Raw genomic sequence first — 21,001 nt, forward strand, 5'->3', positions numbered from 1 at the left:
CCGGCGGGTCCTCGTCGTGCCACCGTCGCACGGATGAGCGGGAGGTGCGCGTGCGACGGGCGTTGAAGGTGTCGGGCTGGCTGCTGCTGAGCGTGGCGGCGCTGCCGGTGGCGCAGGCGATCCTGCTGGCCGCCTCGTACCAGTTCACCGTGCGGTGGTCGTTGTCGTTCGTGTACGGCGTCATCGCGATCGTCGTGATCAGCGCGGGGGGCACGGGCGCGGGCGCACCCGTCGTCCTGGCCGAACCGTCGGGCGACGACGACCTGACCGGGATCCTCGGGGCCGCGGCGATGGGGCTGGGCTGCATCGGCCTCTTCATCACCACGATGTCCGCGCACGACATCGTGCTCGCCGCGACGGGCGAGGTGGAGACCTGCGTCGCGGTGTCCGCGCAGGTGCGCGAGGAGTGGGACCCGCCGAGCAGCACGGCGTGGAAGGAGTTCCGGCTGGACTGCCCGAGCGGGCACGGCGCGACCCTGAAGGGCGATCTCCACCGCGAGGTGGGCTCGACCTGGCGGGTGGCGTTCAACCCGCGCGACCCGGCCGACGTGGTCGAGGCGACGGGCCGCTGGGGACCGTTCCACTGGCTGGTCCTCCTGGTGTGGCCGGTCGTGTTCACCCTGCTCGACCTCGCGATGGGCGTGCGGTGGCTGGTCCTGCGCCGCAGGTCGAGGGTGCGGGACACCCCGCCGGAGGACTGACGGGGCCGGGTCAGTCGACCACCAGCACGACCTTGCCCGGCCGCCGACCGGCCGTGCCGCCGCTCTCGAACGCCGCGCGCCCCTCGGCCAGCGGGTACGTCGCCGACACGATCGGCCGCAGGCCGCCGTCGTCCACCACCGCGGCCAGCTCGGCCAACCGGGCCTGGTCCGGCGTCACCACGAAGAACACCGCGTCCACCCCGCTCGCCAGCAGTTCGGCCGACGGCGGCGCGGTCAGCGTCACCAGCTTCCCGGGCCGCAGGGCGAACGCGCGGTCCAGCGCCGGGCCGCCGATCGCGTCCAGCACCACGTCGTACTCGCCCGCGACCTCGGCCAACCCGGCCACCTCGGCGGCGCCCAGCCCGCGCACGAAGTCCACGTCCGCGGGCCGCGCGGTCGCCGTCACGTGCGCGCCCAGCCGCGTGGCCAGCTGCACGCCCAGGCTGCCGACACCGCCCGCGCCGCCCAGCACCAGCACCCGCTGCCCCGACCGCACCCCCGCGTGGTCCACCAGGGCCTGCCACGCGGTCAACCCGGCCAGCGGCAGCGCGGCGGCCTCGACGTGCGACACCGACCGGGGCCGGCGGGCCAGCGCGGTCACCGGCACGGCCACGAACCCGGCCGCGGCCCCGTCCCGGTCGAACGGCACCAGCCCGTACACCTCGTCACCGACGGCGACGTCCGCCACGCCGGGACCGAGCGCGTCGACCACCCCGGAGAACTCGTGCGACGGCACGACGGGTGTCCGGTCGACGCCGTCCACCGTCTGCCACGACAGGTCCCAGGTCAACTCGGCGAACGTGATCGCCGCCGCGCGCACCGCCACCAGCACCTCGCCCCGCCCGGGCACCGGGTCAGGCGCCTCCTCGAAGACCAGCCGCTCCGGCCCGCCGCGCTCGTGTGCCCGCAATGCCCGCATCCCGCACTCCCCGGTTCCGGTGTCGCCGGGTCGAGCCTAGGGGTGGCGGGGGGAGTCGTGGTCGCCCCGAAAGGGTTACTCGATCCCCGACCGGACGAACGCGTTCACGACGTGCCGCCGGAGGACGAGATGCAGCGCGAACGCGGGCAGGCAGGCGACCGCCGTCGGCGGACCCCGGTGCCGAACCCGAACCGGCCGGCCGAGAGGACCTCGCGGATCGACGGCGGCCCTCGGGTCGACTACTTGATCCCCGACCGGACGAACGCGTTCACGATGTGCCGCTGGAGGAACAGGTACAGCGCGAACACCGGCAGGCAGGCCAACCCGGCGACCGCCATCAGCGGACCCCAGTCGTTGCCCTCGGTGCCCATGAAGCTGCGCAGGCCCAGTTGCAGCACCGAGTTCGTGCGCTGGAGCACCATGGCGGGCCAGAAGTACTCGTTCCACGCGTTCACGAACAGCAGGATCGCCAACGCCGCCAGAGCCGGCCGCAGGTTCGGCACCACCACGGTCCACAGCGTCGCCCACGACGACCGGCCGTCCATCGCCGAGGCCTCGAGCAGCTCCTTCGGGAAGCTGTCCAGGTGCTGGCGCAGCATCAGCACGCCCAGGCCCGAGCACAGCGTCGGCACGACCACGCCCGCCAGCGTGTTCAGCAGCCCCAGCTGGAACAGCAGCACGTAGTTCGGCAGCATCGTCACCTGGAACGGCACCAGCCAGGTGCCGACGAACAGCAGGTACAGCAGGCGCTGGAACGGGAACCGCCAGGCGGCGAACGCGTACGCGGCCAGCAGGCCGGTCAGCAGCTGGCCGAGCGAGGTCAGCAGCGCCACCACCGTCGTGTTCAGCAGCAACCGCCCGACGTCCACTTTGGACGCCGCGTCGACGTAGTTGTCCAACGACAGCGGCCACGGGAACGGCGAGAGCGACAGCACGTCGTCCGGCGCGCGCAACGAGGTCGCGTACAGCCAGTAGATCGGGAACGCGCACAGCAGGCCCAAAGCGCCCAGCACCACGTGCCCGCGCGCGGCGCGCCACCGCGAGAGCGAGCCGACCGGTGCGTCCGAGGAAGCATCCACAGCGGATCCCCTAGTTGTCGTGGAAGGTCAGCCGGTCCGACAGCCACACCAGCAGCGCCGCGATCGCCGAGAACACGACGAACAGGGCCATGCCCGCCGCCGCGCTCAACCCCGCGTCGTAACTGCGGAAACCGACGTCCCACAGCAGGTAGTAGATGTTCGTGGTGGCGTCCGCCGGACCGCCCTGGGTCAGCGTCTCGATCAGCGGGAACGTCCACTGGGCGGACAGCAGGATGGTCATCAGGGTCAGGAACACCAGGGTCGGCGACAGCAGCGGGAACGTCACCCAGCGGGTGATCTGCCACCGCGACGCGCCGTCCAGCGCCGCGGCCTCGGCGTAGTCGCCGGAGATGCCGGACAACCCGGCCGCGACGATCAGCGTGGCGAAGCCCAGCACGTGCCAACCGGTGATCAGGATGACCACGACCTGCGCGCCCTCGGGGTCCTGCAACCAGTTCGTGGTGGTGCCGAGCAACCGGTTCACCGCGCCCGCCCGCGGCGCGAGCAGCCACTGCCACACCGCGGCGCTCGCCACCGGCGCGACCAGCATCGGCGCGAACACCAGCGCCTGGTACAGCGTCTTCATCCGCCGCACGTGCCGGGTCAGCATGCCGACCAGCACCGGGATCACCACCGAGAACGGCAGCACGCCCAGCACCACCAGCACGGTGCGCCACACCGCGTCGCCGATCTCCGGCTGCGCGAGCAACCGCTCGTAGTTGCCCAGACCCACCGGCGTCATCGGCGTGGTGGGCAGCAGGTTCCACGAGTAGAACGACAGCTGCGCGGTCTGCACGAGCGGCCGGTAGGTCCAGATCACCAGCAGTGCCACCGCGGGCGCCAGGTACAGGTACGGCGGCGCGCCCCGCAGCACCCGCCGCGGCAGCGACGGCCGGGACACCTCGGGCACCGGACCGGGCTCCGGCGCGGGCAGCTCGACGAACACCGTCACCCCTCCTCGGGCGTGAGACCGGTGATGAACGCGATCATCTCGGCCTCGTCGTTGTCGTACACCGGTTGCGCGGTCGGCAGCGGCACGGCGGTGGCCACCCACTGCCCGGCCACCAGGTCGATCCGGGAGAACCCCGAGTCGGCGATCCCGCGTAGCCGTCCGCGCGGCGAGAGCGACTCGACCCGGTAGGCCAGCGCGGGGGAGACCCACACCGGCACGCCGCCGACCGCGCCGCACCCCGCGTAGTGCGCGTGCCCGGTCACCACGAGCCGCACGTCGGTGCCCGCGAGCACCGCGCCCAGCTCGGCGGAGTTCTTCAACCGCAGCACGTCCACCGTCGGGTGCGGCGAGCGCAGCGGCGGGTGGTGCAGCGCCAGCACGGTGCCGGCGGGCGCGGGCGCGGCCAACTCGGCGCGCAGCCACTCCAGCTGGTCGGCGGTCAGCCGGCCGTCGTGCCGGCCCGGGATCGTGCTGTCCAGCACGACGACCCGCGCGTCGCCGAACCGGTGCGTCGAGTCGAACGGCGCGCCCAGCTCGGTCGCGAACGCCTCGCGCGAGTCGTGGTTGCCCATGGCGTACAGCACCTTCGCGCCCAGCCCCGCCGCGAACGGCTCGACCGCGGCGCGCAACCGCCGGTACGCCTCGGGCGCGCCGTGGTCGGCCAGGTCGCCGGTGATCAGGATCGCGTCGACCCTCGCGCCGGAGGCGGCCACCGCAGCGGTGGCCGCCTCCAGGTTCACGAGCGTGTCGACCGAACCGTGCATCAGCTCGCCCTCCGGCAGGAGGTGCGTGTCGCTGAACTGCACGATGGTCAGCTCGGTCATTTGCCCGCCGGGAGGAGCTTCGTGCCCTGCTCCTGCTGGTCCTTGAGCGTCTTGCCCGGGTCCGCGCCCTGGAAGACGACCTTCTCGACCGCCTCCATCATGCCGTCGCGGATCTGGAGGTAGTTGTTGCCGGGCATGGAGGTCCACGGCTCCATCGCGGCCAGCTGGTCGAGGTTCGGCTTGATCAGCGGGTTCTTCGCGGCCCAGTCCTTCAGGCCGGCCGCGTCGTCCACCAGGCCGGTGCGCAGCGGCAGGTAGCCGATCTTCGAGGAGATCAGGGTGTAGGCCTCCTCGCTGGTGAGGAACTTGATCAACTCCCAGCCCGCGCGCTGCTTGGCGGCGTCGTTGGAGAGCACGAACAGCGACGCGCCGGAGTTGGTCGGCACGACCTTCTGGCTGCCGAAGCTCGGCGACGTGGTGGCCCGCAGGTCCCACTTGTCCTTGGCGCCCTTGATGAACGTGCCCTGGATCGCGCTGGTCTCCAGGATCATGCCGATGTCGCCGCGGGCGAACGCCTCGTAGCCCTGCTGCTGCGAGAGCTTCGGGTGCGCGCCGGAGTTCACCAGGTCCTGCGCCATCGTGACGGCCTTGACGGCGGGCTCGTCGGCGAAGGTCAGCGACTTGCGGTCCTCGGAGACGACCCGGCCGCCGTTGGAGCGCACCAGGCTCTGCAAGCACCAGTCCTTGGCGATCTTGGTGAGGCAGTCGACGTACACGCCGTCCTTGCCGGTCTTGGCCTTGATCGCGAGCGCGGCCGTCTTGACCTCGTCCCACGTCTTCGGCGGCTTGGCCGGGTCCAGGCCCGCGCCGCCGAACAGGGTGGCGTTGTAGTAGAGCACCGGGGTGGAGAAGACGAACGGGACGCCGTAGGTCTTGCCGTCCCAGTTGCCCAGCGTGCGGGCGGTCGGCGCGTACGGGTACTTGGCGCCGTCGAAGTTCTTCTGCACCGCGTCCTTGCCGACCAGCTCGTCCAGCGGCTTGGCGTTGAGGCCGTGGATGGTGAAGTCGAGGTCGCTGAACCCGAGCTGCGCGACGTCCGGCGGCGTGCCGGTGGCCAGCTGCGCCTGCACGCTGGAGATGGTGTCGGCGGCCGGGTTCGGGCTGTTGCCCTGCGGCTTCTGCGCGGTGACCTTGATGTTCGGGTACTTCTGCCCGAACTTGCCGATCAACTCGTTGAAGGTGTCCGTCCAGGCGCCCGCCTGGCCGAAGTTGTAGCTCTCGAACACGATCGAGACCTGCTGGTCGGACTTCAGCTCGGGGATCAGGGACTGGGTCGTGCTCGGTGCGGCGGGCGCGGTGCTGCCCAGCCCCCCACACCCGGCCAGCGCCAGCGCGGTCGCCAGGACCGGCGCGAGTACACGGGCTCGTTTCACGGGAAAGCTCCTTCTAGGTGAGGGCGGGTACCACGGCAGGGGTGGGCTGCCGGACCAGTCGGCGTCCGCTGGTCCGGTCGAACAGGTGGACGTGCTCGGGGGCGCACGTCAGGCCCACCGCGTCACCGGCCTCGAGGCCGATCGGGCGCGGGCGGCGCAGGCACACGCGCGCCTGCCCGACCAGGCAGTGCGCGACCTCCTCGCTGCCCAGGTTCTCCACGTTCCGCACGACGCCGCGCAGCAGTTCGCCGCCCGGCCGCAGGTGCTCCGGCCTGATCCCGAGCACGACCTCGCGCGCGGGCAGCTCGCCGGTCAGGCCCAGCGGCACGTCGACGCCGTCGGCCTCCACCCGCACCTCGCCGTCCCGGCTGGTGAGCACGGCGTCGACCAGGTTCATCGGCGGCGAGCCGAGGAAGCCCGCGACGAACACCGACGCGGGCTCGTCGTAGACCTGCTCCGGCGTGCCGACCTGCTCCAGCCGGCCGCCGTTCATCAGGGCGATCCGGGTGGCCATGGTCATGGCCTCCACCTGGTCGTGCGTGACGTAGACGAAGGTCGAGCCGAGCGCGCGGTGGAGGTCGGTGAGCTCGGCTCGAGTCGCGGTGCGCAACTTGGCGTCCAGGTTCGACAGCGGCTCGTCCATCAGGAACGCGCCCGGGTCGCGGACCAGCGCCCGACCCAGCGCGACCCGCTGCCGCTGCCCGCCGGAGAGCTCGCGCGGGCGGCGCTCCAGCAGTTCGTCGAGCCCCAGCACGGCGGCGACCTCGGAGACCTTGCCGCGGATCTCGGTCTTCGAGCGACCGCGGGCGCGCAGCGGGAAGCCGATGTTGCGGGCGACGGTCAGGTGCGGGTACAGCGCGTAGCTCTGGAACACCATCGCCAGGTCCCGGTCGCGCGGCGGCACGTGGGTGATGTCCTTGTCGGCCAACCGGATCCGGCCGGAGGACAGCGGGGCGAGCCCCGCGATCATCCGCAGCAGGGTGGACTTGCCGCACCCGCTCGGTCCGAGCAGGACCAGGAAGTCCCCGTGGCTGATGTCGATGCTGACCTGGTCGACGGCGGTGACCGCGCCGAACCGCTTGGTCGCGGCGTCGATCTGGATTCGGCTCACGGGACGAAAGCACAGCAGCCGGACGGCCCTTCGCGCGCGCGTGATCAACACTGCCGATCGCGCGATAGGAGCGGCGCCCGCGCGTCCGGGGCATCCTGGGGAGTTGATTACGTTCGGGAACCGTGCAACCACGACTCGTGCTCGGACTGGTCTGCGTCGCCACGTTCCTCGTCTACCTCGACACCAGCATCACCCCGGTGGCCCTGCCCGCCATCCGCGCCGACGTCGGTGGAGGCGCGAGCGCAGGCCAATGGCTGCTGGACGCCTACACGTTGGCGTTCGCCTGCCTGCTGCTCACCGCCGGTTCACTCGGGGACCGGGTGGGGCGCAAACCCGTGCTGCTGCTCGGGATCGCCGGCTTCACCGCGGCGTCGGTCGTGGCGGCCCTCGCGCCGGACATGGCCGTGCTGATCGCCGGCCGCGCCGCGCAGGGCGTGTTCGCGGCGGCGGCCGTCCCGCTGTCGCTGGCCGCGATCACCGAGCTGCACCCCGACCCGGCGGCCCGGGCGCGGGCCATCGGCGTGTGGGGCGGCGCGGCGGGTGTCGCGCTCGCGCTCGGACCGCTGCTGGGCGGCGTGCTGGTGGAGTTCGCCGGGTGGCGCTCGATGTTCTGGCTCAACGTGCCGCTGGGTGTGCTCGCGCTGGTCGGCCTGGCGCTGCGGATGCCGGGCGCGCCCGCGCCGGGTGGTCGGCGCGCGGACTGGCTCGGTCAGGTGCTGTTCGTGCTCGGCGCGAGCGCGGTGACGTTCGCCCTGATCGAGGGCGAGGCGGTGGCGTGGGTCGGGCTGCTCGCGCTGCTCGCGTTCGGGTGGTGGGAAAATCGCGTCGCCGCGCCGATGCTGCCGCCGGCGCTGCTGCGGATCCCGGCCGTGGCGGTGGCGTGCGTGGTGAACTTCCTGGGCCTGTTCGGGTTGTACGGCGTGCTGCTGCTGGTCACCACGCACCTCCAGCACGTCGTCGGCCTGTCGCCGCTCGCGACCGGCCTGCGGTTCCTGACCCTGTTCGGGTTCCTGGCGGTCGCGGCGGTGGGCGCGTCGGCGGTGGTGGCGCGGCTGGGCACGCGGCGGACCATGGTGGTCGGGCTGTGCTGCGTGGCGGCCGGGCTCGCCGGGTTGGGCCTGCTCGACCTCGGCGTCGGCTACTGGGGTTACGCGTGGGCGTTGGTGCTGCTGGGTATCGGCGTGCCGCTGTCCAGCGGCGTGGTGGCGATCCAGGCCATGATGGGCGCGGTGCCCGCCGGGTCGACCGGCACGGCGTCCGGCGCGATGAACACCTTCCGCCAGTTCGGCGCGGTGGTCGGGGTCGCCGTCGCGGGCATCCTGTCGCCGGAGGGCTCCGCGATGGCCGTGACGTTCCTCGTGGCCGCCGCCTGCGCCGCGGCGGCGGCCGTGCTGACCCGCGTCGTGCTCAGCCCCGCTTGACCCACTCGGCCACCCGGCCGCCGATCACCGCGGTGTCCTTGATCCACTCGATGTGGTCCCGGTGCGCCACGCCGTCCTCCTCGACGACGTGCCACCGGGTCAGCCGCGCGTTCGGGATCCTGGTGCACAGGAAGTCCACGGTGGACTTCGGGCCCAGGGTGTCCCGGTCCAGCGAGATCACCATCACCGGCAGGTCGAGCTCCCGCAGCCGGGCGTCGTAGTCGACCTCGCTGCCGCGCGGCCGGTAGCGGCCGGTGCGCGAGTGCCGGGCCCAGTCCGTCATCACGCCGCCCTGCATCGGGCCGGGGATCAGCACACCGCCGGGCCAACGCCCGCGCAGCCGCGCCACCAGGCCGATCCACTGGATCACGCCGATCGACTCGGCCCAGCGCCGCCAGCCGAACGCCTTCCAGTACACCGTTCCGGTGCCGATCACGACGACCGCGGCGACGTCCTCCGCGACGGACGCGTGCAGCAGCGCCAACTGACCGCCCAGGCTGTGTCCGAACAGGACGATCGGCGCCTCCGGGAACCGGTCGCGCAGCGCGCCGGTGATCGCGGGCAGGTCGACCTCGACCAGCTCGCGGTAGCCGAAGTCCGGCGCCTCGCCCAGCGGGGGAGTGCTCTCGCCCTGGGCCCGCAGGTCGACCGTGGCCACGGACAACCCGTTGGCGTGCAGGGACTTCGCGAGTCCGCCGTAGAACTTGGCCTTCATCGCCATCGCGGGCAGCACCAGCACCACCGGCGCCGAGGTCGACTCGGCGGCCGTCACGCGGAGCACGAAGCCCGCGCCGTCGGACGTGCTGACGGCCAGCGTCTCCAAGGTGGGGCGGGACATCAGGCCGCCACCTCGCACACGTAGTCGAACGACAGCTTGGCCAGCAGCAGGCCGGACTCGTCGTGGATCGTGGCGCGGCCGTCGACGTCGAACCGCCCGGAGCCGGCCAGCGCCTTCGCCACGTCGCGCGGGTCCACGGTGCCGATCGCGCGCACCCGTCCGACGGCGGGCTTGCGGAACGACACCCGGGAATCGCGCAGCACCAGCATTTTCACCCGCGCCAGGCCGTGCGCCGCCGCGCCGACGAACGCCGCCGCGCCCGCGATGTCCGCCGCGGTGAACAACGCGCCCGCGTGCACGGTGCCCAGGTGGTTGCGCAGGTGCGACTCCTCGGGGATCTCCACCACCGCGCGCTCGGCGGAGATCTCGGTGATCTCCACGCCGGTGTGGTTGCCGAACGGCACCATGCCGGCCGAAACCCGGCGCAGGTGCTCGAAGTCCGGCGCGGCCGGGTCGACCGGCCCGTACAGCGAAGCGAAGTCGGACACGGGAATCCCTTCAGGAGCGGGTCCGCAGGACGCGCCGCGCGATGGACCAGCGCAGCACCTCCGACGGGCCCTCGTAGATCCGGAACGCGCGCGCCTCCACCAGGAACCGCGCCACGAAGTGGTCCTCGCACACGCCGAGCCCGCCGTGCAGCTGCACCGCGCGGTCGAACACCCGCCACACCGCCTCGGACACGAACGTCTTCGCGATCGACGCCGCGTGCCTGGCCGCCGAGCTGGTCGCCCCGTGCTCGTCGAGGACGGCGGCGGTCGACCGGATCAGCGCGCGCGAGGCGACGATGTCGATCTCGTTGTCCGCCACGTGCGCCTGCGCCATGCCGTGCTCGGCGACCGGGCGGCCGAACGCGGTCCGCTCGACCACGTGCCGCGCCGCCATCTCGTGCGCCCGCACGGCCAGACCCAGCCACGTCATGGAGAAGTTCAGCCGTGCCGGCGCGAGCCGGACCTGGGCGTGCTCCATGCCCGTGCCCACGCCGCCGAGCACCGCGTCCGCGCCGACGGCGCAGTCCCGGAACACGACCTCGCTGTGCCCGCCGGGGTTGCTGTGGTCCAGCGTGCGCATCCGGCGGCCGACGACCATGCCCGGGTTGTCCCGGTCCACCAGGAACATCGTCGGACCGTCCTCGGCGAGGGCCACCACGATCGCGAACGCCGCGCCCTCGACGCCGGTGGTGAAGTGCTTCTCGCCGTTGATCACCCAGCCGTCGGCGGTGCGCTCGGCGGTGGTCCGCAGCATCGACGGGTCCGAGCCCGCGCCGGGCGCCGGCTCCGTCATCGCGATCGCGGACCGCACCGAACCCGAAGCCAACGGCGCCAGGTAGCGCTCGCGCTGCGCGGGGTTCGCGGTGTGGTCGAGCAGGTGGATGTTGCCGTCGTCGGGCGCCGAGCAGTTCAGCGCGAGCGCGCCGAGCAGGCTGTACCCGGCGGCTTCGACCACCTCGGCCTGCTCGACCGCGGTCAACCCCAGACCGCCGTGCTCGGGCGCCGACAGGGGCCCGAAAACCCCCGCCTGCTTGGCGCGTCGTTGCAGGTCCAGGCGCAGTTCGTCGTCGACGGTCCGGCCGTCGACGACGACCTCGTGTTCCACCGGCAGGACGTGGTCGCGGACGAACGCGCGGGTGCGTTCCAGGAGTTCCTGTGACGTGGGCACGCGGCCATTCGGCCAGAGCCCGCTGTGCGCCGGGTGGTCGATAGGCAATGCCGATCGACCGAATCGACGGGGTTCGGACCCCTTCCGCGCCCGCGTCCGCCTGCGCGACCCTGCTGGTCGGACACCGACGAGGAGGACGCCCGTGTCGACCTGGATGCCGCTGATCGTGCACGACACCGCGCTGGTGGCGCGCGACGTGCGCTCGTTCACCCTGGTCGAACCGTCCGGTGTGGCGCTGCCCGAGTGGACACCCGGAGCGCACGTGGACGTGCGGACGTCCGAAGGCCTGGTGCGGCAGTACTCGCTGTGCGGCGACCCGGCCGACCGGAGTTCCTACCGGGTCGCGGTGCTGCTGGAGCCCGCGAGCCGCGGCGGGTCCAAGGCCATGCACGCGGTCGCGGCCGGCGACGTGGTCGAGGTGAGCGCGCCGCGCAACAACTTCCCGCTCGCCGACGCGACGTCGTACGTGTTCGTGGCCGGTGGCATCGGCATCACGCCGCTGCTGCCGATGATCGCCGAGGCGTCCCGGCGCGGCGCGGACTGGGTGCTGCACTACGGCGGCCGGGACCGGGACAGCATGGCGTTCGTCGGCGAACTGGCCGCGCACGGCGACCGGGTCCGCGTGCTGCCGCAGGACGAGCACGGCCTGCTCCCGCTGGCCGACATCGTGGCCGCGCTGGGCGAGGGGAGCGCGCTGCACTCGTGCGGACCGGAGCCCATGCTGGCCGCGCTCGAGTCGGTGTTCCCGGCGTCCGGGCCGACGCTGCACCTGGAGCGCTTCAAACCCCGCGACGACGTCGACGGCCCGTCCGACGCGTTCGAGGTCGAACTGGCCTCCACCGGCGAGACGGTGCCGGTCGAGGCCGGCGAGTCCATTGTGGACGCCCTGCGCAAGGTGGGCGTCTCCGTGCAGACCTCCTGCCGGGAGGGCACCTGCGCGACCTGCGAGACGACGGTGCTGGGCGGTGAGGTCGACCACCGCGACTCGGTGCTCACACCCGCCGAGCGCGCGGCCGGCGACACCATGATGCTCTGCGTGTCCCGGGCCAGGTCACCCCGCCTGGTCCTGGACCTCTGAACCGCCGCCGGGCTCGGCGCGACGACCCGTGCCGCGGGCACCGGGCCAGGACCACCTGGTGCCGTGCCGCGGTCCGGCTCACCGCGACGACCCGGTCGGCGGCACCGGCCCGGCGCCACCCGGTTCCGGACCTGCTTCCGGCCCACCGCGACCCGGTCGGCGGGCACCGGGCCACCTGGTCCCGTTCCGCCCTCCGGCCCGTCGCGCGGCCGGCGACACCACGATGATCCGCGTGCACCCGGGTCGGGTCACCCCGCCCGGTCCGGGACCGCGCAACCGCCTTCCGGCTTAAGGAACCACATGCAGTTGACCGTCCTCGGTTGCCGCGCGGGCATGCCCGCCGACGGCCAGCCCAGCTCCGGCTACCTGGTGCGGACCGACCACGCCTCGGTGCTGCTGGACTGCGGCCCCGGCATCGCCACCGCGCTGAGCGCGCACACCGCGCCGTGGCTGCTGGACGCGGTGGTGATCAGCCACTTCCACTCCGACCACTGCTACGACCTGCTGCCGATCGGCAAGTCGCTGCTGAACCGGTTGGTCGAGGTCCCGGGTGGGCCGCTGCGCCCGGACACCGCGTTCCGGCCCGTGCCGCTGTACGTGCCGTGCGGCGCGGCGGAGCTGTTCGAACGCTGGTCCACGCTGTTCCCGGTGACCACGATGCCGTTGCTGGACAAGGCCTTCGAGGTCGCGTTCGAGGTGCACGAGTACCAGCCGGGCGACCGCTTCGAGGTCGGTGACTGCACGGTCGAGCTGCGCGAACTCCGCCACGTGCGGCCGAACTGCGGCGTTCGGCTGACCTCGCCGACGGGGTGCCTGGCCTACACCGGCGACACCGGCCCGACGCCCGCCCTGGCCGAGTTGGCGGCCGGCGCGGACGTGCTGTTGGCCGAGGCCACCCTGACCCAGCCCGACCCGACCGCGCACGGTCACCTCTCCGGCGCGGACGCGGGCACCGCCGCCACCGAGGCCGGAGCAGGCCACCTGGTCCTGACCCACTTCGCCTCCGGCGAGCCGGAGTGGCAGGAGTCCCTGCACAAGGCCGCCGCCAAGGAGTTCCCCGGCCGGATCACCCTGGCCACCCCGGGCCTGACCCTCCCCGTCCGCCACCCGGCCGGATCGTAGCCTGACCCCATTGCCCCATTGCCCCATTGCCCCATTGCCCCATTGCCCCATTGTTGAACAATCCCTACGTAGGGTTGTCCCACGACCTACGGTCCTCGGCGGACCCGGCCAACTCGTGCCGGGACCCGGCGATCGGTCGCACGTCGACGGTGCCGCCCTCGGTCAGCAACCGCCGGGCGATCCCGATGGCGCGGTCGAGGGAGGGGCAGTCCACCACCCAGTAGGCGGTGGGGGAGAGCCCTTCGCCCGCCGGGTCGTCGGTCACCGCCGGCACACCGTCGACGAGGGTCAGCCGTCGGGTGTCGGCGGGTGAGGTGAAGGCCCGGGTTTCCACCAGCTCGCCGGACTCGGCGAGCTCGCGGTTGAACGCCTCCATGAGCGCGCCCACCTCGGCCCACCGCTCGGGCGACCAGGCGTCGACACCCACGCCGGCCATCGCCTCGTAATCCCGCCGACTGCCATAACTCGAGATCATGTACAGCACGCCGCACTCCCAGCCTCGGCCACCAGGACACCAGGATCCTCCCCGCTCCCGGTGCCCCCGGCCGGCCGAACACCCCGCCGGACCCACCCGAACCCCGCCTGGCCCGGGATCACCTGCCCGGAGAACCGCCACCGGCCCGGATGGGGCACCCGCCCGGCGACCGCCACCCGGGCACCCGCCAAGGCGGCCCGAGCGCCGCCGAGTCCCGTGCCGCCGAATCCCGCCCAGCGCACGCGGCCCACCCGCCGAACCCTGCCCCGCCGAACCCTGCCCCGCCGAACCCTGCCCCGCCGAACCCTGCCCCGCCGAACCCTGCTCGGCCGAACACCCGCCGAACCGGAGTCCGTCGAACGCCCCGCAGTGCCGGAGGCGTCACCCCGCCAGTCGGTCCCGCACCTCGCGCGCGTGGGGCGACCCCAGTTCCTGGCAGATCGACAGGGCGCGCCGCCACGCCTTGGCCGCGTGCCGCGGGTCGCCCAGCACCGTCAGCACGTCGCCCAGCGCGATCAACGTCCGGGCCTCCCCGTACCGGTCGCCGATGTCCTCCCACATCGCGAGCGCCGCCCCGTACAGCTCCAGCGCCTCGGCGAACCGGCCGACGTCGTAGTGCGCGTAGCCCAGGCTCGTGGTCGTCCGCGCCACGCCCCACCCGTCACCCACGTCCCGGCGCAGTTCCAACGCCCGCTCCAGGTACCCGAACGCCTCCTCGAACCGCCCCAGCCCCCGACACGACTCGCCGAAGCAGAACAGCGCCTGCGCCTGGCCGTAGGGGTGCCCGATCTCCTCGAACACCGCCAGCGCCTCCCGCGAGCACGTCAGCGCGTCCTCGAACCGCCGCATCTCCCAGCACGCCACCCCGCGACTGCCGAGCGTCCACCCCTCCCCGTACCGGTCGCCCACCTCGCGGCACAGGGCCAGGGCGCGGTCGTAGCTCGCCATCGCCTCCTCGTACCGCCGCAGGTCCCGGTAGGCGATGCCCAGGCCGCCGAGCGTCCAGGCCTCGCCCACCCGGTCGCCGCACCGCCGCGCGGCCGCCGCGGCGATCCGGTAGGTGGTGATCCAGTCCACCCACGGCGTGCGCAGCGTGAAGTAGCCCCACAGCGCGATCGGCAGCTTCCACGCCACGTCGTCGAAACCCTCGTCGGCCGCCTGGCGCACCGCCGACACCAGGTTCGGCCGCTCCGCCTCGCACCACTGCCGCGCCTCGAAGTGGTTGCGCAGTCCCGAGTCGAACCCCGGCGACGGGTCCAGCGGCACGTGCCGGCGCTGCGGCGAGAGCAACCGGTCCGCCGCGTCCGCGGTGCGCAGGTAGTGCTCCAGCAGCCGGCGCACCGCCGCCCGTCTGTCCACTTCGGACTCTTCGGCGGCGGCCAGCTCGCCCGCGTACACCCGGAGCAGGTCGTGGAACCGGTACCGGTCGCGTCCCGTTTCGGTCAGCAGGTGCGCGCCGGTCAGCACCTCCAGCACCCGCCGCGCGCGCGGCACGGTCGAGGCGATCAGCGCGGCCACCGCCGCCGTGCCGATGTCCGCGCCCCGGTGCAGCCCCAGCAGCCGGAACACCCGGGACGCCTCGGCGGGCAGCGCCTGGTAGGACCACGAGAACACGGCGCGCACCGCGGTCGACTCGTCGTCGGCGGACAGCACGTCGAGCCGGTCCCGCTCGCCCGCCAGCTCCTCGACCAGCTCGGCCAGCGTGGTGTGCCGGTGCCCGGCGGTGCGGTCGGCCGCGATCCGCAGCGCCAGCGGCAGGTAGGCGCACTGCCGCGCCACCTCCACCGCGTTGGCCGGGTCCGCGTCCACCCGCTCGGGACCGAGCAGGTCGCGCAGCAACCCCATGGCCTCGGCGGGCCCGAGCGGGTCGAGGGTGAGCCGGGCCGCGCCGGTGCGCACCAGCAGTCCGGACAACCTGCTGCGCGAGGTCACCACCGCGAAGCACGTCGCCGAACCCGGCAGCAGCGGCCGGACCTGGTCCGCCGACGCCGCGTTGTCCAGCACCACCAGCACCCGCCGGCGCGCCAGCAGCGACCGGTACAGCGACTCCTGCGCCTCCACCGCCGTCGGCATGTCCTCCGACCGCACGCCCAGCGCCCGCAGCACCCGCTCGAACACCTGGTCCAGCGCGGCCGGCGCGCGCAGGTCGTACCCGTGCAGGTCCACGTAGAGGTCGCCGTCGGGGAACGAGTCGCGCCACCGGTGCGCCCACCGCACCGCCAGCGCGGTCTTGCCGACGCCCGGCGACCCGGCGACGACCGCGATCGGCGACCCGTCCGGCGCGCCCGCCCTGGCCGCCGCGAGCCGGTGGTCGAGCCACGCCAACCCCGGCTCCCGGCCGGTGAAGTAGCCGAACGCGACGGGCAGTTGGCGGGGCACCGGCGCGGCGGGCGCGGGGGCGTGCAGGTGCAGGTCGCCCTCGACGCCGCCCACCTGGACGACCGTCTCGGCGACACCCCGCACCTCGTTGTTGCGCCTACCGAACACCACGTGCCCCTCCCCGAGCAGGACGTTCATTGAAGCGGCAAACAGGTGCCCGCGCTGTCCGCCGTCGAGGTGACCCCGCGACCCGACCCGCGAACCGGTGCAACGAGCGTTGGTCCGACTCGACCAACCCACCCAGAACTTCGGGGAGCATTCACCTGGAAGTGGAGTAGATCGGGGCAGACTGCCCGGGTGGCCCGGCACGTTGGTCACGTTGCGTGCGGCAAAACCCTGCGGCCGCGCCTGGGGAGAGGACACCCGATCGTGCGAAAACAACGGCTCCTGTATCCGCTCGCCGGCCTCGTGGCCGCGCTCGCCCTGGTGGCGGGCGGCCTGCTCGCCCCGGCCGCCGGCGGCGCCGCGCCGCTCACCGTGGCCCAGGCGATCAGCCAGAACAGCGGCACCGCGACCGTGCGCGGCTACGTCGTCGGCCAGCCCACCGCGACCACCACCGTCGTGCGCTCGAACTTCCCGAACGACTACGCGCTCGCCCTGGCCGACTCGCCGTCGACCACCGCGACCGGCCAGATGATCTACGTGCAGATCACCGCGTCGTTCCGCGCCGCCTGGGGCCTGCGGACCAACCCCGGCCTGCTCGGCGCCCGGATCGACGTCACCGGCCCCCTCGGCGCGTACTTCTCGCACCCCGGCCTGACCTCGCCGACCGCGTTCGCCGACGCCGGCACGTCGCCCACGACCACGACCGTGCCGCCGACCACCACCACGAGCGGCGTGCCGTCCGACGACTACTACGCGCCCGCGGCGGGCAAGTCCGGCGCCGCGCTCAAGGCCGCGCTGAACTCGATCATCCGCACCAACAGCAAGCTCACCTACGAGCAGGTGTGGGACGCGCTGAAGGTCACCGACCAGGACCCGAACAACAGCAACAACGTCATCCTGGTCTACAGCGGCCGGTCGCAGAGCAAGTCGAGCAACGGCGGCAACCCCGACGACTGGAACCGCGAGCACGTCTGGGCCAAGTCGCACGGCGACTTCGGCACCGCCACCGGTCCCGGCACCGACCTGCACCACCTGCGTCCCGAGGACGTGTCGGTGAACTCCAACCGCGGCAACAAGGACTTCGACAACGGCGGTTCGGCCGCGGCGGAGGCGCCCGGCAACTACACCGACTCCGACTCGTGGGAACCGCGCAACGCGGTCAAGGGCGACGTCGCGCGGATGATCTTCTACATGGCCGTGCGGTACGAGGGCAACGACGGCTACCCGAACCTGGAGCTGAACAACAGCGTCAACAACGGCTCCGCGCCGTACCTGGGCAAGCAGTCCGTGCTGCTCCAGTGGAACCTCCAGGACCCGCCGGACGCGTTCGAGAAGCACCGCAACCAGGTGATCTACGAGACCTTCCAGCACAACCGCAACCCGTTCATCGACCACCCGGAGTGGGCCGCGTCGATCTGGAACTGACCTGCACGCCGTACGGGACCGCACCGCTGCGGTCCCGCACGGCGGTGCGGCGCTGGAACCTCTTGCACACCCGCGCGCGCGACGCGCCGGTGCCGACCGCGCGACCGGGGGTGTCGGTCCCGGTGGCTCGCGGAACCGGACCGGTGGTTGCGCAAGGTCTTGCGGCGCCGCGCCGCCCGCTTGCGGTCTGGTTCCTGCCCGTACGCGCGGCGTGACGGAGGTCCGCCGAACTGCGGGCCGAAACGTCCCACGACCAGCCGGACGGGCGAAGCCCCGTTCACCACGACGGGGAACGCTCGGCGGTCGGCGACCGGATCGGGCCCGCGGCGCCGGCCTTTCCGAGTGAAGCGCGACCTCTGCGGGTCATCTTGGGATTGGACCACGACTACTCGCTCTAGGTGACTGTTAGGTTGCGGAGAGCAACCGATGCCGAGGGTGGGGAGACGTCGATGACCAGGTGCCCGGGTTACCCCCTTCCGACCGCCGCCCGCGTCGACCTCGTCGTGGTGGGCGTCGGCTACGTCGGCCTGCCCCTCGCCGAGGCCGCCTGCGCCGCCGGGTTGGCGGTCGTCGGCCACGACACGTCGAAGGCGGTCGTCGACGGCCTGAACCGCGGCGTTCCGCACATCCCGGACGTCCGCCCCGACCAGCTGGACTCCATGCGCCGCAACGGTTTCACCGCGACCACCGACCCGGCCGCGATCAGCCGGGCCGACACCGTGGTGATCTGCGTGCCCACCGGCCTGCGCGCCGACGGCCACCCCGACCTGAGCGCGGTGCGCGCGGCGGCGGGCGCGGTGGCCGACCACCTGAGACCCGGCACGCTGGTGGTCCTGGAGAGCACCAGCTTCCCCGGCACGACCGACGAGGTGGTCCGCCCGATCCTCGAGCGCGGCGGCCTGGTGGCGGGGGAGGACTTCCCGCTCGCGTACTCGCCGGAGCGCATCGACCCGGGCAACCACCACTACGGCGTCCGCAACACCCCGAAGATCGTCAGCGGCCACACCCCGTTGTGCGCCAAGCACTGCGCCACCTTCTACGCCCGTTTCGTGGACACCGTCGTGACCGCCCGGGGCACCCGCGAGGCGGAGATGGCCAAGCTGCTGGAGAACACCTACCGGTACGTGAACATCGCGCTGGTCAACGAGATCGCGATGCTGTGCGACCACCTGGACATGGACGTGTGGGACGTCCTGCGCTGCGCCGCCACCAAACCCTTCGGCTTCCACCCCTTCACCCCGGGCCCGGGCGTCGGCGGCCACTGCATCCCGGTCGACCCGCGCTACCTCCTGGACAAGGCCCACCGCACCGGCGCCCGGCTGAACGTCGTGGAGGCCGCCCAGCGCGTGGACCACGCGATGCCGGCCTACGTGGCGTCCCGGGCCGTGCGGCTGCTGGCCGACCACGGCCGCCCCGTCGCGGGTGCCCGGGTGCTGCTGCTCGGCGTGACCTACAAGGCGAACGTGCCGGACACCCGCGAGTCGGCGGCCCTGCGCATCGCGGCCCGGCTGACCGGGCTCGGCGCGTCGGTCGCGCACCACGACCCGCGCGCGGGCGAGGTCCCGGAACTGGGCCCACCGGTGGCGGACCTGGACGAGGCCCTGCGCGCGTCCGACCTGACCGTGCTGCTGATCCCGCACGCCGACTACGACCTGTCCCACGTGACCCGCACGGCGCGCCTGCTGCTGGACGTGACCGGTCGGATCACCGCGCCGGAGGTGACCCGGCTCTAGCCGTCGGGCACGACGCCGGCACACAGCGTGGTCGGGCACAATGCGGCTTCGGCGTCGTTCGACCGTGTGGAGCACTATGGACTGGCTGGTCTGGGTGGTCGGCGGCCTGGTGCTCGTCGGGGCGGGTTTCGGGGCGGCGTTCGGGCCCGGGGTCCGAGCCGCCGCCCGCGCCCGGGAACAGGCCTGGGTGCTGGCCCGCGGCGCCGTCGAGGTCGCGGAGGTCGGCCGGGACGCCTCGACCGCCGCGGTGCCGCGGGCCGAGGAGTTGCTGTCCCAGGCCCAGGCGCTGGTGGCCTGCGGTGGCGGTGCGCGGGTGGCGCGGCGGGCGACCGGGTTCGCCCGGGCGGCCGAGCGGGCGTGGCGGGAGCACGGACGTGGCTAGGGCTCCCGGGTGGGTCCGGTGGGCCGTGCTCGGTGTCGCGGCGGTCGTGGTCGTGGTGTTCCTGCTCGCCCAGCGGCACGCCGTCGACGTCAGCTACGGGCAGTCGCCGGCGGCCCGGGACGTCATCCCGGAGGGGGCCGCCGGCGAGCTGAGCGCGGCCGCGGTGCCGTCGGCCGGGGAACTGGCCGCGCTGGTCCGGGCCGATCCCGTCGTCCGGCTGCCCGGCGCCATCGCCCGGTGGGACGAGAAGCGGGTGGCGGACGCGATCGGCGACCGGGACGTGCGGATCCTCGTCGCGCCACCGGGACTGGACGAGGCCGAGCGCGACCGGGTGCGCACCGCGGAGGGCGCCACGATCCGGGTGATCGGCACCGACGTGTCCGGCGGCCCGTACGCGGCGGCCGGCGACTCGTCGGACGACTGGCGGGCGCAGTTCGGCACCGGCGACGTCACCAACCAGCTCGTCGCGCTCGTCGCCGGGTTGCACGGCGAGGACGCGCCGCCCGACGTCGACCCGGTCACCTGGCGCGAACCCACCGCCGCCGAACTCGAGCCCGTGCTGGCCGACCTGCGCGCCACGGGCGTGCACCGGGCCGCCGGCGCCACGCTCACCGACGTGCCCGCCGAGGCCGCGCGGTCCGCGTTCCCCGACGGCGCGCTCTACCTCGCCCTGCCGCTCCAGCCGTTCGGCGAGCCGCTGCCCGCGTGGGGCCCGGCGCTCGCGAAGTCCTTCCCCGACAAGCCGATCGTCGTCCTTTACGGCTCGTGGATCACCTCCACGGGTCCGCACGCCGCGGACTTCGCCGACGTCGTGGGCGCGACTTTCTACGGCCGCTTCGCCGAGCGCCTGGCCCGCTACGCCTACCCGCAGCGCGCCATCCTCTCCGCCTACCTGAACAAGGTCACCGACGTCCGGTACGCGGGCCTGTTCGACCGACCGCTGCCCTACCGCCCGGCCGACCCGCTGGAGGTGGCGCTGCCCGCGCTCCCGCTGGTCTTCCTCGCCTGCGCCGTCACGTTCCTGGCGCTGTCGGTCCGCTCGCCGCGCCGCCCGACCCGCGACGGCACCCGCCGCGCGCCCGCGCGACTCGCCGGGTTGACCGCGCTCGCCGTCGAGGTGTCCGCGCTGTCCCGCGACCCGGCGCTCACCAGGGGCATCGCGAAGCTCGGCGCGGCGCGCGACGCGCTCGCGGGCGGCGTGCCGGACCGGCGGGTCGCCGCGCTGCTGGACGACGCGCAGTCCGAACTCGACCACACCGCCCGCGCCCTGGGCCGACCCGAGTACCGGCCGGACGCCTACCTCGCCGGAGGTCCCGCGTGAAGCGCAGGGCAACGCCCTTCGGCGTGGTGTCGTCGGCACTGCCTGTGCTTGCCGGAGGTCCCGCGTGAAGCACCGGGGAGCGCACTTTGGCGTGGTGCGGTCGGCAC

The 21,001-nt window shown here is 73.4% G+C and carries 18 protein-coding genes and 2 pseudogenes; 9 read left to right on the top strand and 11 right to left on the bottom strand.

Annotated elements, in window-relative coordinates; all coding sequences use genetic code 11:
* The first annotated feature begins 44 nt into the window (after positions 1–44).
* Entirely contained in the window at positions 45–701 is a 657-nt protein-coding gene (locus AB0G50_RS25210) for a hypothetical protein (protein ID WP_360112837.1), read from the top strand.
* A gap of 10 nt (positions 702–711) precedes the next feature.
* Here the strand turns inward: AB0G50_RS25210 and AB0G50_RS25215 are convergent, their stop codons facing one another.
* The 6 genes from AB0G50_RS25215 to AB0G50_RS25240 all read right to left on the bottom strand — a co-directional run bounded on the left by AB0G50_RS25215 (position 712) and on the right by AB0G50_RS25240 (position 6,959).
* Complete coding sequence (locus AB0G50_RS25215; RefSeq protein ID WP_360112839.1) at positions 712–1,620, bottom strand: NADP-dependent oxidoreductase; 909 nt, start codon at positions 1,618–1,620, stop codon at positions 712–714.
* Between the two features lie 239 nt (positions 1,621–1,859).
* Positions 1,860–2,699 carry a carbohydrate ABC transporter permease gene (locus AB0G50_RS25220; protein ID WP_360112841.1) on the bottom strand — a complete coding sequence of 280 codons (840 nt, stop codon included), beginning with the start codon at positions 2,697–2,699 and terminating at the stop codon, positions 1,860–1,862.
* Between the two features lie 10 nt (positions 2,700–2,709).
* Complete coding sequence (locus AB0G50_RS25225) at positions 2,710–3,651, bottom strand: sugar ABC transporter permease (protein WP_360112843.1); 942 nt, start codon at positions 3,649–3,651, stop codon at positions 2,710–2,712.
* Positions 3,648–4,475 (bottom strand): metallophosphoesterase, encoded by an 828-nt coding sequence (locus tag AB0G50_RS25230; protein WP_360112845.1) that lies wholly within the window; start codon positions 4,473–4,475, stop codon positions 3,648–3,650. The genes AB0G50_RS25225 and AB0G50_RS25230 overlap by 4 nt, the downstream gene beginning before the upstream one ends.
* Positions 4,472–5,848, bottom strand: coding sequence for an ABC transporter substrate-binding protein (locus tag AB0G50_RS25235; RefSeq protein WP_360112847.1), 1,377 nt, complete (start codon positions 5,846–5,848; stop codon positions 4,472–4,474). The genes AB0G50_RS25230 and AB0G50_RS25235 overlap by 4 nt, the downstream gene beginning before the upstream one ends.
* 13 nt (positions 5,849–5,861) lie before the next feature.
* Positions 5,862–6,959 (bottom strand): ABC transporter ATP-binding protein, encoded by a 1,098-nt coding sequence (locus AB0G50_RS25240; RefSeq protein ID WP_360112849.1) that lies wholly within the window; start codon positions 6,957–6,959, stop codon positions 5,862–5,864.
* Between the two features lie 122 nt (positions 6,960–7,081).
* Between AB0G50_RS25240 and AB0G50_RS25245 the strand changes: the two genes are divergently transcribed.
* On the top strand, positions 7,082–8,380 hold the full coding sequence (locus tag AB0G50_RS25245; RefSeq protein ID WP_360112851.1) for an MFS transporter: 1,299 nt from the start codon (positions 7,082–7,084) through the stop codon (positions 8,378–8,380).
* Here the strand turns inward: AB0G50_RS25245 and AB0G50_RS25250 are convergent.
* From AB0G50_RS25250 to AB0G50_RS25260, 3 genes are read right to left on the bottom strand one after another with little or no spacing between them, the layout of a single operon-like run.
* Positions 8,367–9,218, bottom strand: a complete 852-nt coding sequence (locus AB0G50_RS25250; protein ID WP_360112853.1) for an alpha/beta fold hydrolase — start codon at positions 9,216–9,218, stop codon at positions 8,367–8,369. The genes AB0G50_RS25245 and AB0G50_RS25250 overlap by 14 nt on opposite strands.
* A complete protein-coding gene (locus AB0G50_RS25255) occupies positions 9,218–9,706 on the bottom strand; it encodes a DUF4442 domain-containing protein (RefSeq protein ID WP_360112855.1) in 489 nt (162 codons plus the stop codon). Before AB0G50_RS25255 ends, AB0G50_RS25250 begins: the two co-directional genes overlap by 1 nt.
* 10 nt (positions 9,707–9,716) lie before the next feature.
* Positions 9,717–10,874: an acyl-CoA dehydrogenase family protein gene (locus AB0G50_RS25260; protein WP_360112857.1), complete on the bottom strand. Its 1,158-nt coding sequence runs from the start codon at positions 10,872–10,874 to the stop codon at positions 9,717–9,719.
* Between the two features lie 142 nt (positions 10,875–11,016).
* Between AB0G50_RS25260 and AB0G50_RS25265 the strand changes: the two genes are divergently transcribed.
* Together AB0G50_RS25265 and AB0G50_RS25270 are read left to right on the top strand one after the other, a co-directional pair.
* Positions 11,017–11,952 carry a PDR/VanB family oxidoreductase gene (locus AB0G50_RS25265; RefSeq protein WP_360112859.1) on the top strand — a complete coding sequence of 312 codons (936 nt, stop codon included), beginning with the start codon at positions 11,017–11,019 and terminating at the stop codon, positions 11,950–11,952.
* 300 nt (positions 11,953–12,252) lie between these two features.
* The gene (locus AB0G50_RS25270; RefSeq protein WP_360112861.1) at positions 12,253–13,074 is read left to right on the top strand and encodes an MBL fold metallo-hydrolase; all 822 of its coding nucleotides are present in this window, start codon (positions 12,253–12,255) and stop codon (positions 13,072–13,074) included.
* Positions 13,075–13,138: 64 nt separating this feature from the next.
* Here the strand turns inward: AB0G50_RS25270 and AB0G50_RS25275 are convergent, their stop codons facing one another.
* Positions 13,139–13,549, bottom strand: coding sequence for a hypothetical protein (locus AB0G50_RS25275; RefSeq protein ID WP_360112887.1), 411 nt, complete (start codon positions 13,547–13,549; stop codon positions 13,139–13,141).
* A 381-nt stretch (positions 13,550–13,930) separates the two neighbouring features.
* Positions 13,931–16,039, bottom strand: coding sequence for a tetratricopeptide repeat protein (locus tag AB0G50_RS25280; protein ID WP_360112863.1), 2,109 nt, complete (start codon positions 16,037–16,039; stop codon positions 13,931–13,933).
* A gap of 366 nt (positions 16,040–16,405) precedes the next feature.
* Between AB0G50_RS25280 and AB0G50_RS25285 the strand changes: the two are divergent.
* From AB0G50_RS25285 to AB0G50_RS25305, 5 genes and pseudogenes are all read left to right on the top strand, one after another.
* Positions 16,406–16,693 (top strand): annotated as a pseudogene (locus AB0G50_RS25285) (DUF6359 domain-containing protein); the annotation flags it as partial.
* 78 nt (positions 16,694–16,771) lie between these two features.
* A pseudogene (locus AB0G50_RS25290) lies at positions 16,772–17,458 on the top strand (endonuclease); the annotation flags it as partial.
* A gap of 449 nt (positions 17,459–17,907) precedes the next feature.
* Positions 17,908–19,191 (top strand): nucleotide sugar dehydrogenase, encoded by a 1,284-nt coding sequence (locus AB0G50_RS25295; RefSeq protein WP_360112865.1) that lies wholly within the window; start codon positions 17,908–17,910, stop codon positions 19,189–19,191.
* A gap of 76 nt (positions 19,192–19,267) precedes the next feature.
* Positions 19,268–19,573, top strand: a complete 306-nt coding sequence (locus AB0G50_RS25300) for a DUF6403 family protein (protein WP_360112867.1) — start codon at positions 19,268–19,270, stop codon at positions 19,571–19,573.
* A complete protein-coding gene (locus AB0G50_RS25305) occupies positions 19,566–20,894 on the top strand; it encodes a hypothetical protein (RefSeq protein ID WP_360112869.1) in 1,329 nt (442 codons plus the stop codon). Before AB0G50_RS25300 ends, AB0G50_RS25305 begins: the two co-directional genes overlap by 8 nt.
* The last annotated feature ends 107 nt before the right edge of the window (positions 20,895–21,001 follow it).

It is taken from the genome of Actinosynnema sp. NPDC020468 (assembly GCF_040642015.1).
Taxonomy (GTDB): domain Bacteria; phylum Actinomycetota; class Actinomycetes; order Mycobacteriales; family Pseudonocardiaceae; genus Actinosynnema.

What these genes read in the sequence shown, in the direction of transcription:
- AB0G50_RS25215 (WP_360112839.1), bottom strand. Translation starts at nt 1,620, where the DNA reads ATGCGGGCATTGCGGGCACACGAGCGCGGCGGGCCGGAGCGGCTGGTC.
- AB0G50_RS25230 (WP_360112845.1), bottom strand. Translation starts at nt 4,475, where the DNA reads ATGACCGAGCTGACCATCGTGCAGTTCAGCGACACGCACCTCCTGCCG.
- AB0G50_RS25250 (WP_360112853.1), bottom strand. Translation starts at nt 9,218, where the DNA reads ATGTCCCGCCCCACCTTGGAGACGCTGGCCGTCAGCACGTCCGACGGC.
- AB0G50_RS25270 (WP_360112861.1), top strand. Translation starts at nt 12,253, where the DNA reads ATGCAGTTGACCGTCCTCGGTTGCCGCGCGGGCATGCCCGCCGACGGC.
- AB0G50_RS25275 (WP_360112887.1), bottom strand. Translation starts at nt 13,549, where the DNA reads ATGATCTCGAGTTATGGCAGTCGGCGGGATTACGAGGCGATGGCCGGC.
- AB0G50_RS25295 (WP_360112865.1), top strand. Translation starts at nt 17,908, where the DNA reads ATGACCAGGTGCCCGGGTTACCCCCTTCCGACCGCCGCCCGCGTCGAC.
- AB0G50_RS25300 (WP_360112867.1), top strand. Translation starts at nt 19,268, where the DNA reads ATGGACTGGCTGGTCTGGGTGGTCGGCGGCCTGGTGCTCGTCGGGGCG.